Source organism: Bdellovibrio sp. HCB2-146, assembly GCF_047345725.1.
Lineage (GTDB): Bacteria > Bdellovibrionota > Bdellovibrionia > Bdellovibrionales > Bdellovibrionaceae > Bdellovibrio.
Map to the genome: position 1 here is coordinate 2192308 of NZ_JBLEQP010000001.1, position 16929 is coordinate 2209236.

The window sequence follows — 16929 nt, forward strand, 5'->3', positions numbered from 1 at the left end:
TCAACAGTGTTTACCGTAGAAGGTTCAGCGTCTAAATTTTAGACACTGAACCTTCGTCTTTTCAAGGGGTTAGGATGGCATTGAACTCGCATTAGATCCTTCTGTGGAGGCTCCAATGGCAGCAGTCAACGTCTTCGATTACGAATCTTACCGTGCATTTCTGCGTGATTATCTAAGCGAAGCGCAACGCCGTAATAAAGCGTTCTCTCTACGTGCTTATGCGCAAAAGCTCCATATTCCTGCCTCGTTTTTATCTGAAATTCTAAGCGGCAAAAAAAATATCAGCGTCGAGCGGGCCTATCAGCTTTGTTCCGAGCTGGGGCTGAGTGCTGATGAGCGGGATTATTTTCTGAAGCTTGTAGAATGTGAACTTGCAAAAGATCCCGCGGTTCGTTCACGCGCTCTTCAAGAGCTTCGTAATCATGCACGCCCATTAGAACGTCATGAGATGGATTTATTGCAATTCAAAATGATTTCGACTTGGTTTTATATTCCCGTTTTAGAAATGGCGACACAAGCCCATTATGATGGTCGTGTTGAGCATGTCGCAATGGATTTGGGAATTTCTCCAGCGCAGTTGACCGAAGCTTTGCAAATTCTTATCGACTTAAAACTGATCGAAGCCACCGAAACAGGATTTACTAAGACATCAACGCACTTGATGATTGCATCTGAAAATCATCACAAGGCTCTTAAAGAATTTCACTCTCAAATGCTCGAAAAAGCCCAGCGTGCTCTTTATGATCAAACTCCACAAGATCGTTACACGGGGTCTGAGACTTTGATGATTGATCCTCGCGTTTTACCTGAAGCAAAAACTATTATTAATACCTGCCTGGATCAACTGGTGCGAGTTCTAAACAAAGGAACGGCCAAGACGTTGCCCTATCATTTGCAGGTGAATTTCTTTTCATTGAAACGTAAGTCCAACGGGAGTCCGTCATGAAAAAGTGGATTGTGCTTTTAAGTCTTTTTGCTTCAGTTGCGAACGCACAGAGCATTGATTGCAATGAGCCTGCGACGGCTGTTGATAGCGACTTCTGTCAAATTAGCTATAAAACGCTCGCGCGCATGCAAGAAATGCAAATCAATGCGGAGGTCTCAGCTGATTTGGATATTCTTAAAATGCAAACTCTTCTGAGTGATAGGGCGATTCAAGTTACTGAAATCCAACCGCAAACCTGGAACAAATTGCAAAAAATCGAAAAGGCCAATCGTTCTTTGGGTGTGATGCTTAAAAAAACGAATCAACTGCAGTTCTATAAAGCCCAAGAACACCTCGGTGCCGACCTCAAGCAAAGAGATCAGCAATACGACTCTTCAACTGGAACGCGTGGTGGTGGTTTCGGTAATGAAGACTACATTCTTCCAACTGGATTTTGGATCGACTAGTTATGAAAACACTTCTTTTTGTTCTTAGTTTGATCTTTGTAAGTACCGCGTGGGCACAGCGAGTGTTGCCGATGATTCCAGTCTATAAAGAATCGACTTTCAGCAAAAAGTTTTTGGGAGTGAAGATCCCTTATGAAGCGATCAAAGGACAAGATGATCTTTTGCTGGCACATACGCAGCTCCGGTCACTCGGGCTTACGACCTATCCCGCGCTAGACGGAATTCTCAACTTTACTTCTGGGACGCTTGAGCGCGGAGCGGGTGGGGTTCTGGGGACTGTGAAGCAATATACGAATCTGGTCTATTCCTCAGGCACGACAATTGGTCTGACAATCAATTGGGGGAGTGGCGATAGCAACACGCTTGTGGTTGGTAAAGATATTACTTATGGATTGAAAATGGATTTCGCGGGTTTGTCTTCAAACGATTTGCGCGAAAAAGGTGGCTTTTGGATTCCAGATCCTCTTTCAAAAATTTTGCAGGAGGGAACTTCGCTTGCGACGTCTGATTCTGCACGAGACATTGCTTTGCAAACAGCTCGCTACGGAAATTTCCGTTTAAAAGCTTTAAACCGCGATGCGAACTCGCTCGACTGGCCTCGTGCTAAGTTTCAGGTTCTCGCCGAAACACCACGCTCGAATTTTGTTCTAAGAACTTCAGAAAATCCGGTGCCTGTTACCATGTCTCGTCGTCTTGAAAAAACTATTGTAGACACGCGTAAGAACGGCGCTGACGAACAAATTTGGATTCAGACCCTTAGACCCATCAACGATTTGGCTCCAGTTTGGAAAGAGCCTCTTTCACAAAAGATTGTGCAAAGTCTTTGTGACTTGTTGGCTCGTTCGCATGGTGTCCCCGTCGCTTTGAGTGCGCAGTGTTCCGTCTTTGCTAGCTTAACCCCAAATGCTTTTGCTTACCCTGGCGGCGACATCTTTGTAACGGCGGGACTTTTGGGTGTTATACCGAATGTGGATACATTGGCGTTCTTTTTGGCGCATGAATACTCTCATGTAATCGCTCGTCATACTTCGAAGAAAATGAAACGCGAAGACATGATGGCGAGTTTCTATACGACAATGTCTATTCTTTCCAGCGTTGCCACCTGGGGATCTGCCGGGGATATCGCGGAACTCACTCGCAACTTGGGTGTTCAATCGATTTCAATGGAAAGTCTGAAGCTCAGCACAGAAGCTCTGTTAACAAGTCATACCCGCTCTGACGAAGAGGAAGCAGATTTGTTGGGACTCGAAATGGCGATGAATATTGGTGCAGACCCACGCAAAATCGTCGAGGGACTTCGTGCTTTGCAATCTTACTGTGACGACACTTTCAAACGTCAGCAACGAGGCGTGATCAATCAATTTATGACGGCTGATCATAAAGAATTAGAACAAAGAATTCGTACAATCACAGAAGAGGCGGCAGACATCCACCCAACACGGACATCCGCGGGTGAGAGATTCAGAGAGATCAGCGTCAACTACGAAAAGCTCTTCAAATCTGTTTCGCCTTTGTCGAATTACTATCACTTGCAACTTCGTTCGCAGCGATAACATCTCGTTGATCTACCATCCGATTTCCTAGACCTGAAAACATTATTATGTTTTCAGAGTCTTGTTAATTACCACCGCGGTCTGGTTTAGGTCCGCGTGCAACTGCATCTTTCTTCCTACCAAGGTCTGGTACGCACCAAGGTCTTCTTGCTACAAAGCATATAATTTCTCAGAATGATGCGGTGGGATTGGAAATATCAAAACTGAAAAATATCAAGATGTTGGTGCTCGATGTCGACGGAGTTTTGACAGACACAAAGATGTGGTTTGACGGAACTGAGTGGCGACGATTTTTTTCCATACGCGATGGCGTAGGGATCAAACGCCTTATCGAATCGGGTTATCAAGTCGCTATTATCACCGGCAGTAAAGCGGAAGATATTCGCAGCCGTGTGAAAACTCTTGGCATTCAATATCTCTATGAAGGCGCTCTTGATAAGGAACCTGCCTTCGCGAAACTTCAGTCTGACTCTGGAGTGAAGCCAAGTGAAATGGCCTACGTCGGCGATGATATTTTTGACATTCCCTTAATCCAGTCCGTGGCCTTCGGTGCCACTGTCCCTGAAGCCGTTGATGAAGTTTTAGAAGTTGCAGACTACGTGACTCGCAGACCAGGTGGTTGCGGCGCAGTTCGCGAAGTTTGTGATTATATTTTTAAATACGGGGCTCTTGCCTCGTCGGGTGGGTAGTGCATGATGAAAAACGGTTTTACAGCTTTGATGATTCTGCTTGCAGCTTTTCTCCTGCACAGAACGGCTTTTGCTCAAGAAACAGTGGAACTCCCTGTTGAAGAGTTGGCAAAAGAATCGGTTCTTCCTCTTTTCGATAAATCGGAGAGCGTGAAAAGCCGCACGGTCGTGACAGCTAAGAAGATTGACATCAATCTTCTTTATGGTTTGGCACTGACGGAGCCAGTTGCAAACGTCAGCAAGTTCGGTGTTTCTGGTTATTATAACTGGGATGAGAACAATGCACTGGGTGTTTTGTTTTTCGTGAACTCAACTGGTCTTTCAAGCTATGCGAACCAATTGGAAAGTAAATTCCCTGGTCAAGTGAAGAGCTTTGCGAACGCTCCAATGCCTAAGAGCACGATCCTTGTTGATTACAATGCAAAAGCTTTCTACGGAAAAATGAGTTTGTCGAAGTCCCTAGTTGTGAACACGACTCTATTAGGTTCGATCGGTGTCGGAGCTGTTCAATACGATAATAAAACTTATCCTGCTTTGGCAGTCGGTTTGGGGCAGAAGTTTTACTTCAACCCTCACTGGGCCCTTCGTTTCGATCTTAGATTGTATGCCAATGAAGCTCCGATCCCATTCGTAGCTCCATCTGCTACCACATATGATGATCGTATGACTTACACAACAACACTTGATGTCGGTTTGACTTACTTGTTCTAAGAGGGAGCAAAAGAATGAACAAAGCAACATGGATCTCCCTGATCGCAATTTTGATGACGACGCCATGGGCGTTCGCTCAAGAGGACGTGGAAACTCCTGCTGGATCCGATGACCTTCAAGTTATCGAGATGGAGCTGGAGCGTTCCGTACCTAAGGCGGCAGCACCAGCACCTACGATTTATCAAGACGCAGCTGAACGTGACAATGCCTTGTCAGAGTTCTCGGGTCTTGGATCTTTGGCTCCTTTTAAAGAAATCTCAGTTATCCAAAAACGTTTCTTACCAAAAACAGAGCGCTTTCAGTTCTTTGGTGGTTTGACGACAGTAACGAATGACCCTTTCTTCATGACAGTTGGTGCGGCTTTGAAAGCCAGCTACTTCTTTAGTGAAACTTTGGGTGTTGAGTTTAACTACTTCGCTTTGACGACAAGCGAACGTCAATCAACAAAAGAGATCGGTGATTTGAACATCACGACAGAAAACCTTGTCTATCCCGAGTCGTTTTACGGTTTGGATTTGATGTGGGTCCCGATCTACGGAAAGATTTCTTGGTTCAACCAACGTATCATCCCGTTTGATTTGTATTTCTCAGGTGGTTACGGCTCCACACAAACGCAAGCAGGCGAGAGTGCCGGAACCCTTCACTTGGCAACAGGTCAAATCTTTGCCCTCACGAAAGCCACAGCATTCCGCTGGGACTTTAGCTGGAACTTCTTTAGCGCACGAGACATCGAAGGATCTAACAGTACATTTAACAACTTGTTCCTTACAGTTGGCATGAGCTGGTTCTTCCCGGAGGCAACTTACCGATGAAAAAAGCACTTCTACTTCTTATTGCAACAAGTTTGATGGTTCCGGCGATTGGCGGTGCTCAACGTAAGCAGCCAGTAAAAAGAGCGGCGCCTACGCGCAAAGCTGCGCCACCACAAAATTCATTTAAAGTTCAATTGAGTAAAGCACTTCGAATGGCGCAAGCAGGGCAAACTGATGCGGCAGCAAATGCTTTGTTCACTCTCAGCCGTCGCCCTGAATTGGCGTCGGAGCGTCCACAGATTAAATACGTGTTGGGTACGATGTTGATGGATTTGAAACTCTATCAAACAGCGGCCTTTCAATTTGTGGATGTCATTCGTATGCGTCACCCTAAATATTCCAAGCTTGCAATCGAAAGACTTTCGATTGTGGCCGATGCATTGGGCGATGATACGATCTTGAATTACGCTGTTTCCCGCGTGAACTTAACGGAGTTCCCACCAAAACTTCGCGATATGATTTACTATCGTCTGGGAGAGATCACTCTGCGCCAACGCGACTTTAGTAAAGCAGCAGCGCTGTTTGATAAAGTCGGTTCGAACAGTTCTTATTATTTCCAAGCTCAATACAGCAGAGGTTTGTCTGAACTTGAAGCCAATCAACCGGCTATGGCGATCCAGACTTTCCAACGTATGATTGATGCTCGCAGCACGGCTCCGGTGACAGATACCAATAAAGTATCAGCACAAATGGGTCTAGCCCGCGCGCTTTATCAAAAACAAGAGTGGGAACCAGCAATTGAGGCTTACGCGCAAATCCCTCGTGACACGCGTATGTGGCATGATGCGATGTTTGAACAGTCTTGGGCGATGCTTCGTGCAGCTCGCTTCCGTTCCGCTTTGAGTAACTTCCAATCCTTGCACTCTGAGTACTACAAAGATTTCTATATGCCAGAAGGTCTTTTGCTCCGTGCGATCGTTTACCTTTACATCTGTAAGTACGACGAAATGGAAAAGGTCCTCAGCTTGTTTGAGAAAACTTATGGTCCAGTTCGTGCGAACATCGGTGACTTCATGAAGTCGACGAACGATTCAGGCCTGTACTTTGCGGAAGTTGAAAAAGCATATAACATGAGAAAGAGCGACAAACAGGCGAACCTTCGTCTTCCATATATCGTTCTTCGTAATATCCTTGAGCAGGGTGATGTCCGTCGTTCGATGACTTATCTTGCGAAGTTGAATCGCGAGAAAGAAAGAGTGGAAGCGAATGCGTCTTTCCGCGCTTCAGCACTGGGTCAGTACTCATTGAAGATCGTTGCAAATCGCAGCCGCAATACAAGATATGCGGTGGGCGACATGGTTAAAGCCCACTTGATGAATATGCGTGTGGAGCTTCGTGATCTTTACGAACAAGCCGGATTTATCCGTTACGAGATGATCAACGGACGTAAAGAAAGCTTGAAGAAAAAGATCGCTGGGAAAGATTTGGGTGAAGAACAAATCGACGACAATGTTGACCGTAAGTTCTACATCCAAAATGGTTATGAATACTATCCATTCCAAGGTGAATATTGGCTCGATGAAATCGGAAACTATCACTACCTTGGCAAACAGAGCTGCGAGTAGATCATGAAAAGAAACCATCCTTTTATTTCAGGTATTTTGGCTTTGAGTCTGATCAGTGTGGGTCCTATCGCCCACGCTCGTCCTGCTACGAAGAAAGCTAAAACGACCACGAAGACGACAAAAACGACAACAACCACGACAACGACTTCTGCGAAGAAGAAAACCGTGGGTGAATTGCTTGCGCAAGCCAACGATGTGAGTCGTGGTGGTGGCGCTCGTTTGCAAATGTCAAAAACAGACACGAGTCTTCCGACGGCAGCTTATTCATTCAAAACTGAAGTGGCGAACGTCAATCTTGATAACGTGAAACCACCTCCGTCTTCTGAAATTATGCAAAAGGGTGGAAGTTCGAAAGAACAGCTCGAATACGAAAAGGTTTTGGACCAACAAATCCGTGAGCTTTTCAAACTGACACAACAATTTAAATCAAGCCCGAACCGCGGCGAGCTTTGGCTCCGTCTTGCGGAAGTTTACGTGGAAAAAGCGGGATTGGTCGATGCTCGTCGCCAGGATGAGTACGATGCGAAGCTTCGCGCCTTCCAAAGCGGTAAAACGAAAGTAAAACCAAAACTCGATGTAGCCGAAGCTCGTGAGTACAACAAAAAAGCTGTTCAATTGTATGAATGGTTCCAAAGAGATTTCCCGCGTGACCCGAAAATGGCTCAGGCCCTTTTCTTCTTGGGATACAACTACTTTGAATTGGGAGATGTGAAAAAGGGTGCTCAGTATTACGAGCAACTGACGAAACAGTTCCCGAATTCTCAATTTGTGGGTGAAGCACACTTTGCTCTGGGTGAGTACTACTTCGAAAACGAGAAGTGGGCTGACGCTTACAAAGAATACTCATTCTTGATCAAAACTAAAAAACATCGTTTGCATACCTTCGCACTTTACAAAGGTGCATGGTGCTTGTTCCGTACAGGAAAAATGCAGCAAGCTATGAACTATCTTGAGTACATCATTAAGCAAGGTCGTGCAGAAGCCGCTGAGGAAGCAGTGGGGGGCCGTAAGGTCAACCGTATGAAGCTGGAAAGTGAAGCACTTCGCGACATCGTCATCTTCTACGCAGAAGCAGGCGATCCAGCGAAAGCGGCGTCGTACTTTGATTCTTTGATCGAAGGTGACACAAGCCCTTATCTTGAAAGATTGGCTTATCAATACTCGGCGCGTGGGAATAAAGAATCTTCACGTGACGTATTTAAAGTTTTGATCGAAAAGAACCCAACTGCTGCAAAAGCTTTCGAGTATCAATACCAAATCGTTCAAAACTATTACTATGCCAAGAACACCAGCAGTTTCAAGGCAGAGCTTTACACTTGGATTCGTGATTACGGAACGAATGGTGCTTGGTATGCGCAAAACAACACGAACAAAGAGTTGATGGATAACTCCTTCAAGCTTCGTGAAACAACATTGCGTAACTATATCTTACAACAACATCAAACGGCTCAGAATTCTCGTGCGCCACATTCTCAAAGCCTGGCGAACGATGGTTATAACCTATACTTGCAAGAGTTCCCGAATTCTCCAAACGTAGCAGACATGCACTTCTACTATGGTGAGTTGCTCTTCGATATGCGTAAGTACGACGATGCAGCCCTTCAATACAAATGGGTTGTGGATAATGGTCAGCAAAGCAAGTTCTACGATAAATCGGCTCAGAACTTGATCTTGGCAGTTGAGAGAAGCGTTCCAACAGACAAAGACATGCAAAAAGCTGTGGGTGATTCTTTGGATCCAATTCCGTTGGACCCTCGCGTAGACCGCTTTATCAAAGTGGGTCTATGGTATGTTGAGAAATTCCCTAAGACGGAACGTGCATCGGAAATCAAATTCCGTGTCGGTCGCTTGTACTATCAAAGCAATCACTTTGATGAAGCCGCAAAGATCTTCCGCGATATCGTGCAAAAATACCCAAGCTCTAAACAGGCAGAATACTCTGCCAACTTGTTGCTTGATATCTATAACTTGAAGAAAGACTACGCTGGGCTTGAAAAAGTCGGTGCTGAGCTTCTTGCAGTTTCTTCGATCGCATCTTCCAAAGCCGGCGCGGACATCCGTGGCGTGATGGAAAAAGCATCCTTCAAACGTGGTCAAGACCTTGAAGGTGAGAAGAAGTATCTTGAGAGTGCGCAGTCATTTGAAGCGTTTGCGAAACAAAATCCTCGCTCTGAACTTGCGATTACGGCGACATTCAATGCCGCAGTTAACTATGAGCGCGCAGGTATGAATGGACCAGCCATTGCTTCTTACCAAGCAGTTCTTGCTTCCAAAGATCCGCAAGCCGAGAAAATGAAACCAAAAGTAAAACGTTTGGTTGCAAAACTTTACCAAGACTCCGCTCAGTTCGAAGAAGCAGCTAAGTTGTACAAACAAACAGCACAAGAGAATCCAAAAGATCCTCTTTCTGCGAACTTGATGTTCAATGCGGCGATTCTTTACGAAGCTTTGGGTCGAAACGAAGAAGCCATTCGTTGTTACACTGAGTTTACGAAAATGAACAAAAAACAACGCGACAATATCGAGGTTGTTTACAGCATGGCGACGATTCACCGCAAAGCAGGTCAAACAGGTGCTGCGATCAACCGCTACATGGAATACGTCGAGTCTGGCGGTCGTGATCCAGAAAAAGTTGTTGAGAGTGCTTATTGGGTGGCAGAGCTTTCTGAAAAAGTCCGTGCGATCACTCGTTCAAAAGAGTGGAAGCAAAAAGTGGTTTCTATTCAACGACGTCTGGCTCCAAACAAAAAAGGACCAGGTGCGACTTACGCTGCGAAAATCAAGCTTGAAGAAGCTAATGAGACTTTCAAAGAGATGAAGTCCATTAACTTCCCACGCAATCCAGAAAGACAAAAGGAAGCAGCTGATAAAAAAGTGGCATTGTTGACGAAGCTCACGACTCAGCTTGTAGACGTGATCAAATTCGACAGCGCAGAAGAGATCGTAAGTGCTTTGAGTATCTTGGGTGAAGCCAACCTCAATATGGCAAATGCGATTACAAATGCTCCGCTTCCTTCTGGTTTGAATGCTGAAGAAACCAAGCAGTACAAAGAAGGTGTTGCGAAATTTGCTGAACCATTCAACACGAAAGCCAAAGAATCGTTCAAGGCAGCTGTTGATCGTGGTTGGGAGCTTGAAGTTTATAACAGCGCCTACCGCTCTGCTTATGAATTCATGAATCAGCAAGATCCGAAAACTTATTATGACGGAGGCGAAGTGGGTTCTGATGTTCGCCTTGTGAATTGGATTCAATAATGAAAAAGTTTATTCTGATTTCAATTTTGATGGGTTTGACAGCGTGCTCGACGACGCCGTCACAAGATTCACAATATGGTGATATTGGTAGTGGCAGTGGTGGCGGTGATAGCTCACAATCCTACAGCGACGCGCCTTCATATGAAGGAGAAGAAAAAGCGAGCAATCAAGCTGTTGCAGAAGAGCCTGAAGCTCCACGTCCACCACCAAGCTCGTCACACTATTCACAGTTGAATGACGCTGTTAAGGCGGATAACGATGAGGCTATCTATAAAGCAGCGACACAGATTCTGGTCCAGGCGCCGAATGATCCGCGCGCTTTGAATGCTTTGGCAATGTACCACTATAAAAAAGGTCGTTTTGATTTGTCTCGCTATCTGCTTTCCAAAGCATTAGGCGGCCAAGGTAAGACTTCTGAGATTTACTCTAACTTAGGTATTGTTCAACTCGCTCAAAACGAACGACGTGAAGCGGTGAAGTCGTTCCGCAAGGCACTTGAGATGAATTCATCTGATGGTGTAGCCGCAGCGAACCTAGGTGCGATCTATGTCTCTGAAAAAGACTACAATAAAGGCGCGATGGTTCTTGAAACAGCATACCGTCGTGGTGTTCGCGATCCACGTGTTTTGAATAACTACGCAGTCGCTTTAACAGCGACAGGCAAGTACGACCAAGCAGAGAGAGTTTATCAAGATGCTTTGAAAGCTTCGAACAGCAACAAAGAAGTTCTGTTCAACTATGCAGTCCTACTTGTGGAACACAGTCAGAAGTATCAGCAGGGATTGGAAGTCATTAACAGACTAAAGTTTGTAGGGGGACCTGCTGACACCCGCAATAGAATAATTGCTTTGGAAAATAAAGCAAAAGCTGGTTTAAAATAGAGCAAAGGATCGGTCTATGATAAGATTGCTTCGAAAAATCACAATTCTCCTCGTAGTGATGAGCGCATGCGGGACTGCATTTGCTCAGTCATCAGAGACCACGACGACCACGACTACAACGTCGACGAAGAAAGAGCGTAAAGCGCAATTGAACTTCGAAGACGAGTTGGTAGAAGGTGGTACGCAGAAGCCAGAGCTCTTCTATCTTTTTCAAAAGAAGAATTTTAATTATAAAAGATTGATTAAGTTGAGGGAAAATTTTTTGCCCGAGATGAGACGATCAACAGAAGATATTCAGCGAGTTCGGGGTGGTAATTGAGATCGCCGATCATATTCAGAGTATTTAAAGATAATCAGCTCGTAGGCGTGAAGCAATTCGATCAAGATCAGATCGTAATTGGTCGCGAAGGCGAGGTTCACTTAGACCTGAGCGGTGATGGAGTTTCTCCAATTCACTGTATGGTTGAGCTGCGTGATGGCGGACACTATGTCTGTGATCTCGGTTCCCAATCGGGAACATTCAAAAACGGCCAAGCTGTTTTGGATGAAGCTTTGAGTTCGGGAGATGAAATCGGCGTTGGCCCTTTCAAACTTTCGTTCTTTGTCGGTGTGCCGAAAGCGAAAGGTGTTCCAGGAGCAACAGTTATCACAACTCCACCGTCAGTTCCTGCTGCGGAAATGGTTGCGACACCTGTTGAAGAAACCGTGACACAAGCTCCACCGGCAATTCCAAGTTTACCGCCAGAACCACCTGCAACTTTCAACCCGCCTCCAGTTGAAGAAGCGCGCGAAGAAGTTAAAGTGGCTCCGGTTATTCCTGTGGAAGCTCCAAGAGTAGAAGAGCGTCCCGTGACTCCAGCAGCACCTGCTGCGAAATCACGCCCGGAAATCAAAGTTGGAAAATCTGAATCAAAGAAAAAGAAATCCAGCAAAACTTTTGCTCCGGCAAGTGAGATCAAAGATTTAAAATCTTATTTGAAGCCGGGCAACGGACCTGTTGTTGAAGTGATCGTCGCATGGAAAGAACGCATTCTAACGACATATCATTTCAAAGGTAATAAAAACATCCGTGTAAACACGGGTGACGAAAATTCTATCGCATTGCCAGATGGACTTTTGCCAAAGGGATACTCCTTGATGGATCTCGGCGGTGGTTTGCGTGTCAATACCACTTCTGATATGGCCGTTGAAATGGTGTCTTCTGTTGGTATCCAAAGCGTTGATGATTTGGCGAGAAACGGAAAAGCAGTCAAAGCGGGCACCGGATACAATGTGCGCGTTGATCAAGCTGAAATGGTGTGTGTCACTCTTCCGCAGGGAAACATGACTCTTTACATCCGTTTCGGTCCTGCAGCTCCAGTGGTTCCAGTGATTCCGTTGATGCTTTCAAGCTCAGAGATGACAGGTGTTGTAGCTTCGATCATTATCGTGGCACTCCTTGCTCTTTATATCTCTGCGACGATTCCAAAAGATTGGGATCAAAACAAGCAAGAGGAAGTTCAGCGTATTGCTCAGGTGATCTTCAATAAACCACCTGAACCAAAAAAGCCGACACCTCCTCCGCCAGAACCGGAACCACCGAAACCAACTCCGCCGCCTGTCGCTGCGACTCCGCCACCACCACCTCCTAAAAAGGTCGTTGTGTCGGATCAAACGAAGGATGCTCAGAAGAAAGGTCAAAAACCTCAGCCTTCTCAGAAAGCGGAAACGGCAGCTCGTGCAGCTGAAGTGGCGCCGAAACCAAATGCTAAAGATCGTACGAAGAAATTCACTTCGACTCGTCAGGGTGGCGCGATTAAGACCGGCCAAACTGCGGGTGCGAATGCTCAGTCTTCGAACAAAGACTTGTCGAAAGTGGGACTGTTCAGTGCCTTCGGTGGCGGTGGAAGTCGTAAAAATATCGACAAAGCTTACACGGGAGCCGGAGAAGTTTTGGGTATGGCTGATAAAGCGACCGGAACATCTGGTTTCAATGAAGACCGTGCGGGTGACGATTTAGGATCGAAGTTCAAAGACTCCGGAGCTGGCGGTAAAGGAACTGCTACTCAAGGTATCGCGGGAGTCGGAACCAAAGGTCGTGGATCAGGACAATCTGCATACGGTGCTTCCGATGGATACGGTTCTAAGAACTCGGTTGCGATCGAGGGTGGTGGTTTCGAAGAATCTTTCGACGGAACTATCGACAAAGAAGCGATCCGCCGTGTGATCCGTGCAAAAAAATTCGAACTTCAAAGCTGTTACGAGAGAGCTCTGAATACCTTGGAAAAGGGACGCAAGCTTGAAGGTAAAATTGTTTTGTCGTGGGAAATTATCGAACGTGGGCAAGCGAGAAACGTGAAGATCAAATCTTCAACTCTGGGCAACCGCCAAGTTGAAAACTGTATCCGTGATCGTTTGGCAAGCTGGACATTCCCAGAGCCTCCACCAGGGCTCGTGGCTGAAGTACAAGCTTATCCGTTCGTTTTGAATCAATCTAATTAAGGTTTTTAAGTTATTTAATTTTTTAAGGAGGAGATCCCGTGAACCCAACAGTAACAGCACCTGAGGCTGCAGTAGCAGCAGTAGACAACATGAATTTCTTGCAAAGAGCTTTCGCAGAGGGCGGATTCGTCATGTACATTATCGCATTTATCGCGATTCTTGCTATAGGGGTAATCGTAGACCGTCTGGTGAAAATGAAATCACTTTCTGTAGATAAGAAAAGCTTCACTGACCAAATCTTCCGTATGGTTGTTGGTGGTGATCTTCGCCAAGCTATCTCTTATTGTGACAATCACCCAGCGCCACTCACAAACACTGTTAAAGAAGGTTTGATGTTGGCGATGAATAAACGTCCAGATGAAGAAATCCAAGTTGCGATGGATGCAGCTGTGATGAGAGAGATGCCAAAAGTAGAAGGTTGGACTTCATTCCTAGCAGTGTTCGGTAACGTTGCCGTCCTTGCGGGTCTTCTTGGTACTATCATCGGTATGATCGGTTCCTTCCGTGCGGTTGCTGCAGCTGACCCTGCAACAAAAGCTTTGGAACTTTCAAAAGGTATCTCGCATGCCCTGAACTGTACGGCATTCGGTCTTTTGGTGGCGATCATTTCAATCGTTGCTTACGGTTTGTTCCAACATCGTATCCAAAAAACAGAGAACGAAATGGTTGAGACAAGCATGTCACTTTTGAATCTTGTAGTTTCAAACAGAGATAAACTTAAAGATTAATTTTTTCATCACTAGTAATTGTTGAATCATTGAGGTTTTCAAATGGCTCATATAGAAGGCGAATCCAAGGGACGAAAGAGAAATATCGAGTTAAATCTCGTTCCGTTCATCGACTTGATGTCGGTTCTCATTACGTTTCTTTTGATTACTGCGGTCTGGACACAGGTTTCTATGATCCAGATTGGTAGTTCCCTTTACGGTAAAAAGAACGAAAGTCAGCCAAGTCCGACTCCTCCTCCGAATGCGGACGTGGTTTTGAAGGTTGACGTGAAGGAAGCCGGCTATGTTTTGACGGTAGGAAGACAAGTTATCAGTCTTCCTCGTCAGAATGAGGCCTTTGACGAAGCGGGTTTGGTTGCACAACTTCAACGTGTAAAACAGTTGTACCCAGAAAAAGTGGATGCAGTTGTGACGGTTGCAGACGTGATTCCATACGAGCAATTGATCAAAGCGATGGATAATTTATTGACGACGGGATTCTCTGCGATTTCCGTCGCAACAGGAGCACCGCAATAATGGCTATTCAAAGACCTGGCGAGCGCCATCGTTATCATAATATTTTAAGTAAAAGAAAAGGGAAACGTGACGTAACGGCATTGCTTTCATTGACGGCGATGGTCGACATGTTCACGGTTCTTGTGATCTTCCTTTTGCAGAACTACAATACGACGGGCGAAATTCTTTATATTCCTAAAGAAGTCGTTTTGCCAAAAGCCAGCAGTGTTAAGGAGCTAAAACCTTCTCACGTGGTGACGATCTCAAGTAAGGAAATCCTTCTTGATAAAGACGTTGTGGCAACGTTTGAGGACGTAAAAGGGACAGAAGAGTGGGAAATCACGAAGTTGAAGGAAGAGTTGTCTGCAGCTCTTTTGAAATCCAAAGCTGAAGCGGAAAGCAAGTTGCAAAACAAGATCCGTGACGCTGTGGAAACAACAAAAGGTGAGTCCACTGAAGAACAAAATGCATGGAGTAAAGTTACCATCCAGTCCGATAAAGACGTGGATTTCCTGACTGTAAAGAAAGTTCTTTACACCGTGACTGAGGCTGGCGCTGGCGAAATTAATTTTGCAGTGACTAAATCACCTCAAGAGTCGACTTCAAACTAAAAATCTATTACAACTATACAAAGGCTCCTGTATTTAACCCAGGAGCCTTTGTAATTTATGACGAAACTTAAGAATCTTTTATTTATTGGCCTGCTGGTATTTCTATTTGTAGAGATTCTTATTATTTTCCCCAATAAGCTCGAGCACCAAGAAGAACAAGAAAAAGAAGCTGCGCAAAACGCGGCACAAACCGGTGAGCAAGCGCCCCAAGGCAGTCAGTCTATGCAAGGCGTGCATTTGGTGGAAAGCCAATCAGGACAGCGTGACTGGGAGCTATTTGCGAACTCTGCAACCGGAAGTCAGGCTGAGGGCACTTGGCGTCTAAAAACCGTAAAGGTGCTTTTCTACAATAAAGAAAAAGTTGAATTCACGGTGACGGGTGATACGGGCACGATTGATCAAAAATTAAAAGACATCAATATCGTTGGCAACGTGGTGACTCGTTCTGAAAACGGGTACTCATTTAAAACGCCTTCGATTTATTACTCTTCAAAAAATCGTCAAATCCGCAGTCCCGAACAAGTTGTGATGGCGGGTCCTCGCGACAAAGCGGGGGCAGGCATGTTCCTTAAAGGCAGCCGCATGGTTGTTCATGTCGATCAATCCAAAATGGTGATCGAAGGAACAGTTACAGCGCAAAAACCGATGCAAGAAGGCAAAGTGGTCGAAGTTTCATCTGACGGAGCAGAGTTTAGCGGAAAAAATCGCGAAGCTAAATTTCTGGGGGCAGTTCGTATGAGCTATGACGGGATGAAATTGGAAGGGCCGGAAGCCTCTTTCCTTTACGGCGCAGGCGAAATGTTAAAGGCGGTCAACGTTAGGGGCGGCGTAAAAGTCAGCGACATGGATAAATATGCCACCTCCGAGAGTGTGAACCTAGACCTTCTTGCCGATAAATATACTTTCAAGGGCAAACCTAAGGTCATTCAAAATAATGACGAACTCAGCGGCGAGGAAATCATCTTTCTCGAAGGCGGAAAAAAGGTTAAGGTAGAAAAAGTCCGAGCCAAGATGGAGAAAAAAGACGAATGAGCATGCTCACCATCAAAGACATTTCTAAAAGCTTTAAAAAACGCAAAGTCGTTGATGGAGCTTCATTCTCTGTGGAATCAGGTCAAGTTGTGGGTCTTTTGGGTCCCAACGGAGCTGGTAAAACGACTTCGTTTTACATGGTGGTTGGCCTGGTCCAGCCCGATGCAGGCGTCATCAATATTGATGAAACAAATATCACGTCCTTGCCGATGTACCGTCGAGCACGTGTTGGGTTAAGTTATCTCGCGCAGGAACCAAGTATTTTCCGCAAGCTCACGGTGGCTGAAAATATCACCGTTGCACTTGAAGCCCACGGTTATTCGGGAGCACAACGCGCGGAGCGTTTGGAGCAGTTGATAGCAGATTTCCACGTGGACCATATCCGCGACAGCTATGGATATGCTCTATCGGGTGGTGAGAGACGAAGGGTTGAAATCGCTCGCGCTTTAGCAGGTGAACCTAAATTTCTTCTTCTGGATGAGCCTTTTGCGGGGATTGACCCGATTGCGGTCGCGGATATTCAAAATATCATCCGTGACCTTAAGGCCAAAGGTATAGGAGTTCTGATCACCGATCATAACGTGCGTGAGACTTTAGGTATTTGCGATTATGCTTATATTCTGAAGGATGGGAAAATCCAGGTCAGCGGAAGTTCAGACGAAATCGCGAATTCCGAGTTGGCGCGTAAGTTTTATTTGGGCGAGCACTTCAAGCTTTAAGAAAG

Annotated in this window: 16 protein-coding genes; all 16 read left to right on the plus strand. The window is 45.6% G+C overall.

Annotated features, from left to right (window positions below):
• The first annotated feature begins 115 nt into the window (after positions 1-115).
• Positions 116-946: a TIGR02147 family protein gene (locus ACLWOR_RS10725; protein ID WP_413940702.1), complete on the plus strand. Its 831-nt coding sequence runs from the start codon at positions 116-118 to the stop codon at positions 944-946.
• The gene (locus ACLWOR_RS10730; protein WP_413940703.1) at positions 943-1392 is read left to right on the plus strand and encodes a hypothetical protein; all 450 of its coding nucleotides are present in this window, start codon (positions 943-945) and stop codon (positions 1390-1392) included. Before ACLWOR_RS10725 ends, ACLWOR_RS10730 begins: the two co-directional genes overlap by 4 nt.
• 2 nt (positions 1393-1394) lie before the next feature.
• The gene (locus tag ACLWOR_RS10735) at positions 1395-2945 is read left to right on the plus strand and encodes a M48 family metalloprotease (protein ID WP_413940704.1); all 1551 of its coding nucleotides are present in this window, start codon (positions 1395-1397) and stop codon (positions 2943-2945) included.
• 218 nt (positions 2946-3163) lie between these two features.
• Positions 3164-3634 (plus strand): KdsC family phosphatase, encoded by a 471-nt coding sequence (locus tag ACLWOR_RS10740; protein WP_413940705.1) that lies wholly within the window; start codon positions 3164-3166, stop codon positions 3632-3634.
• Positions 3635-3637: 3 nt separating this feature from the next.
• Complete coding sequence (locus ACLWOR_RS10745; protein WP_413940706.1) at positions 3638-4345, plus strand: outer membrane beta-barrel domain-containing protein; 708 nt, start codon at positions 3638-3640, stop codon at positions 4343-4345.
• 14 nt (positions 4346-4359) lie between these two features.
• Positions 4360-5157, plus strand: a complete 798-nt coding sequence (locus ACLWOR_RS10750) for an outer membrane beta-barrel domain-containing protein (protein ID WP_413940707.1) — start codon at positions 4360-4362, stop codon at positions 5155-5157.
• Positions 5154-6722 (plus strand): tetratricopeptide repeat protein, encoded by a 1569-nt coding sequence (locus ACLWOR_RS10755; protein ID WP_413940708.1) that lies wholly within the window; start codon positions 5154-5156, stop codon positions 6720-6722. The genes ACLWOR_RS10750 and ACLWOR_RS10755 overlap by 4 nt, the downstream gene beginning before the upstream one ends.
• 3 nt (positions 6723-6725) lie before the next feature.
• The gene (locus tag ACLWOR_RS10760; RefSeq protein WP_413940709.1) at positions 6726-9977 is read left to right on the plus strand and encodes a tetratricopeptide repeat protein; all 3252 of its coding nucleotides are present in this window, start codon (positions 6726-6728) and stop codon (positions 9975-9977) included.
• Positions 9977-10858 (plus strand): tetratricopeptide repeat protein, encoded by an 882-nt coding sequence (locus tag ACLWOR_RS10765; protein ID WP_413940710.1) that lies wholly within the window; start codon positions 9977-9979, stop codon positions 10856-10858. The genes ACLWOR_RS10760 and ACLWOR_RS10765 overlap by 1 nt, the downstream gene beginning before the upstream one ends.
• Before the next feature lie 16 nt (positions 10859-10874).
• The gene (locus ACLWOR_RS10770) at positions 10875-11177 is read left to right on the plus strand and encodes a hypothetical protein (protein ID WP_413940711.1); all 303 of its coding nucleotides are present in this window, start codon (positions 10875-10877) and stop codon (positions 11175-11177) included.
• Positions 11178-11224: 47 nt separating this feature from the next.
• Positions 11225-13339 carry an AgmX/PglI C-terminal domain-containing protein gene (locus tag ACLWOR_RS10775; RefSeq protein ID WP_413940712.1) on the plus strand — a complete coding sequence of 705 codons (2115 nt, stop codon included), beginning with the start codon at positions 11225-11227 and terminating at the stop codon, positions 13337-13339.
• Between the two features lie 38 nt (positions 13340-13377).
• Positions 13378-14067 carry a MotA/TolQ/ExbB proton channel family protein gene (locus ACLWOR_RS10780; RefSeq protein ID WP_413940713.1) on the plus strand — a complete coding sequence of 230 codons (690 nt, stop codon included), beginning with the start codon at positions 13378-13380 and terminating at the stop codon, positions 14065-14067.
• Positions 14068-14109: 42 nt separating this feature from the next.
• Positions 14110-14583 (plus strand): ExbD/TolR family protein, encoded by a 474-nt coding sequence (locus tag ACLWOR_RS10785; RefSeq protein ID WP_413940714.1) that lies wholly within the window; start codon positions 14110-14112, stop codon positions 14581-14583.
• Entirely contained in the window at positions 14583-15173 is a 591-nt protein-coding gene (locus ACLWOR_RS10790; RefSeq protein ID WP_413940715.1) for an ExbD/TolR family protein, read from the plus strand. Before ACLWOR_RS10785 ends, ACLWOR_RS10790 begins: the two co-directional genes overlap by 1 nt.
• Positions 15174-15230: 57 nt before the next feature.
• Positions 15231-16205, plus strand: coding sequence for an LPS export ABC transporter periplasmic protein LptC (gene lptC / locus ACLWOR_RS10795; RefSeq protein WP_413940716.1), 975 nt, complete (start codon positions 15231-15233; stop codon positions 16203-16205).
• Positions 16202-16924, plus strand: a complete 723-nt coding sequence (gene lptB / locus ACLWOR_RS10800) for an LPS export ABC transporter ATP-binding protein (protein ID WP_413940717.1) — start codon at positions 16202-16204, stop codon at positions 16922-16924. Before lptC ends, lptB begins: the two co-directional genes overlap by 4 nt.
• Positions 16925-16929 lie beyond the last annotated feature (5 nt).

Coding starts and splice junctions, on each gene's coding strand:
- lptB (WP_413940717.1), top strand. CDS start 16,202: ATGAGCATGCTCACCATCAAAGACATTTCTAAAAGCTTTAAAAAACGC.
- ACLWOR_RS10755 (WP_413940708.1), top strand. CDS start 5,154: ATGAAAAAAGCACTTCTACTTCTTATTGCAACAAGTTTGATGGTTCCG.
- ACLWOR_RS10790 (WP_413940715.1), top strand. CDS start 14,583: ATGGCTATTCAAAGACCTGGCGAGCGCCATCGTTATCATAATATTTTA.
- ACLWOR_RS10770 (WP_413940711.1), top strand. CDS start 10,875: ATGATAAGATTGCTTCGAAAAATCACAATTCTCCTCGTAGTGATGAGC.
- ACLWOR_RS10740 (WP_413940705.1), top strand. CDS start 3,164: ATGTTGGTGCTCGATGTCGACGGAGTTTTGACAGACACAAAGATGTGG.
- lptC (WP_413940716.1), top strand. CDS start 15,231: ATGACGAAACTTAAGAATCTTTTATTTATTGGCCTGCTGGTATTTCTA.
- ACLWOR_RS10785 (WP_413940714.1), top strand. CDS start 14,110: ATGGCTCATATAGAAGGCGAATCCAAGGGACGAAAGAGAAATATCGAG.
- ACLWOR_RS10735 (WP_413940704.1), top strand. CDS start 1,395: ATGAAAACACTTCTTTTTGTTCTTAGTTTGATCTTTGTAAGTACCGCG.
- ACLWOR_RS10765 (WP_413940710.1), top strand. CDS start 9,977: ATGAAAAAGTTTATTCTGATTTCAATTTTGATGGGTTTGACAGCGTGC.
- ACLWOR_RS10745 (WP_413940706.1), top strand. CDS start 3,638: ATGATGAAAAACGGTTTTACAGCTTTGATGATTCTGCTTGCAGCTTTT.
- ACLWOR_RS10750 (WP_413940707.1), top strand. CDS start 4,360: ATGAACAAAGCAACATGGATCTCCCTGATCGCAATTTTGATGACGACG.
- ACLWOR_RS10760 (WP_413940709.1), top strand. CDS start 6,726: ATGAAAAGAAACCATCCTTTTATTTCAGGTATTTTGGCTTTGAGTCTG.
- ACLWOR_RS10730 (WP_413940703.1), top strand. CDS start 943: ATGAAAAAGTGGATTGTGCTTTTAAGTCTTTTTGCTTCAGTTGCGAAC.
- ACLWOR_RS10725 (WP_413940702.1), top strand. CDS start 116: ATGGCAGCAGTCAACGTCTTCGATTACGAATCTTACCGTGCATTTCTG.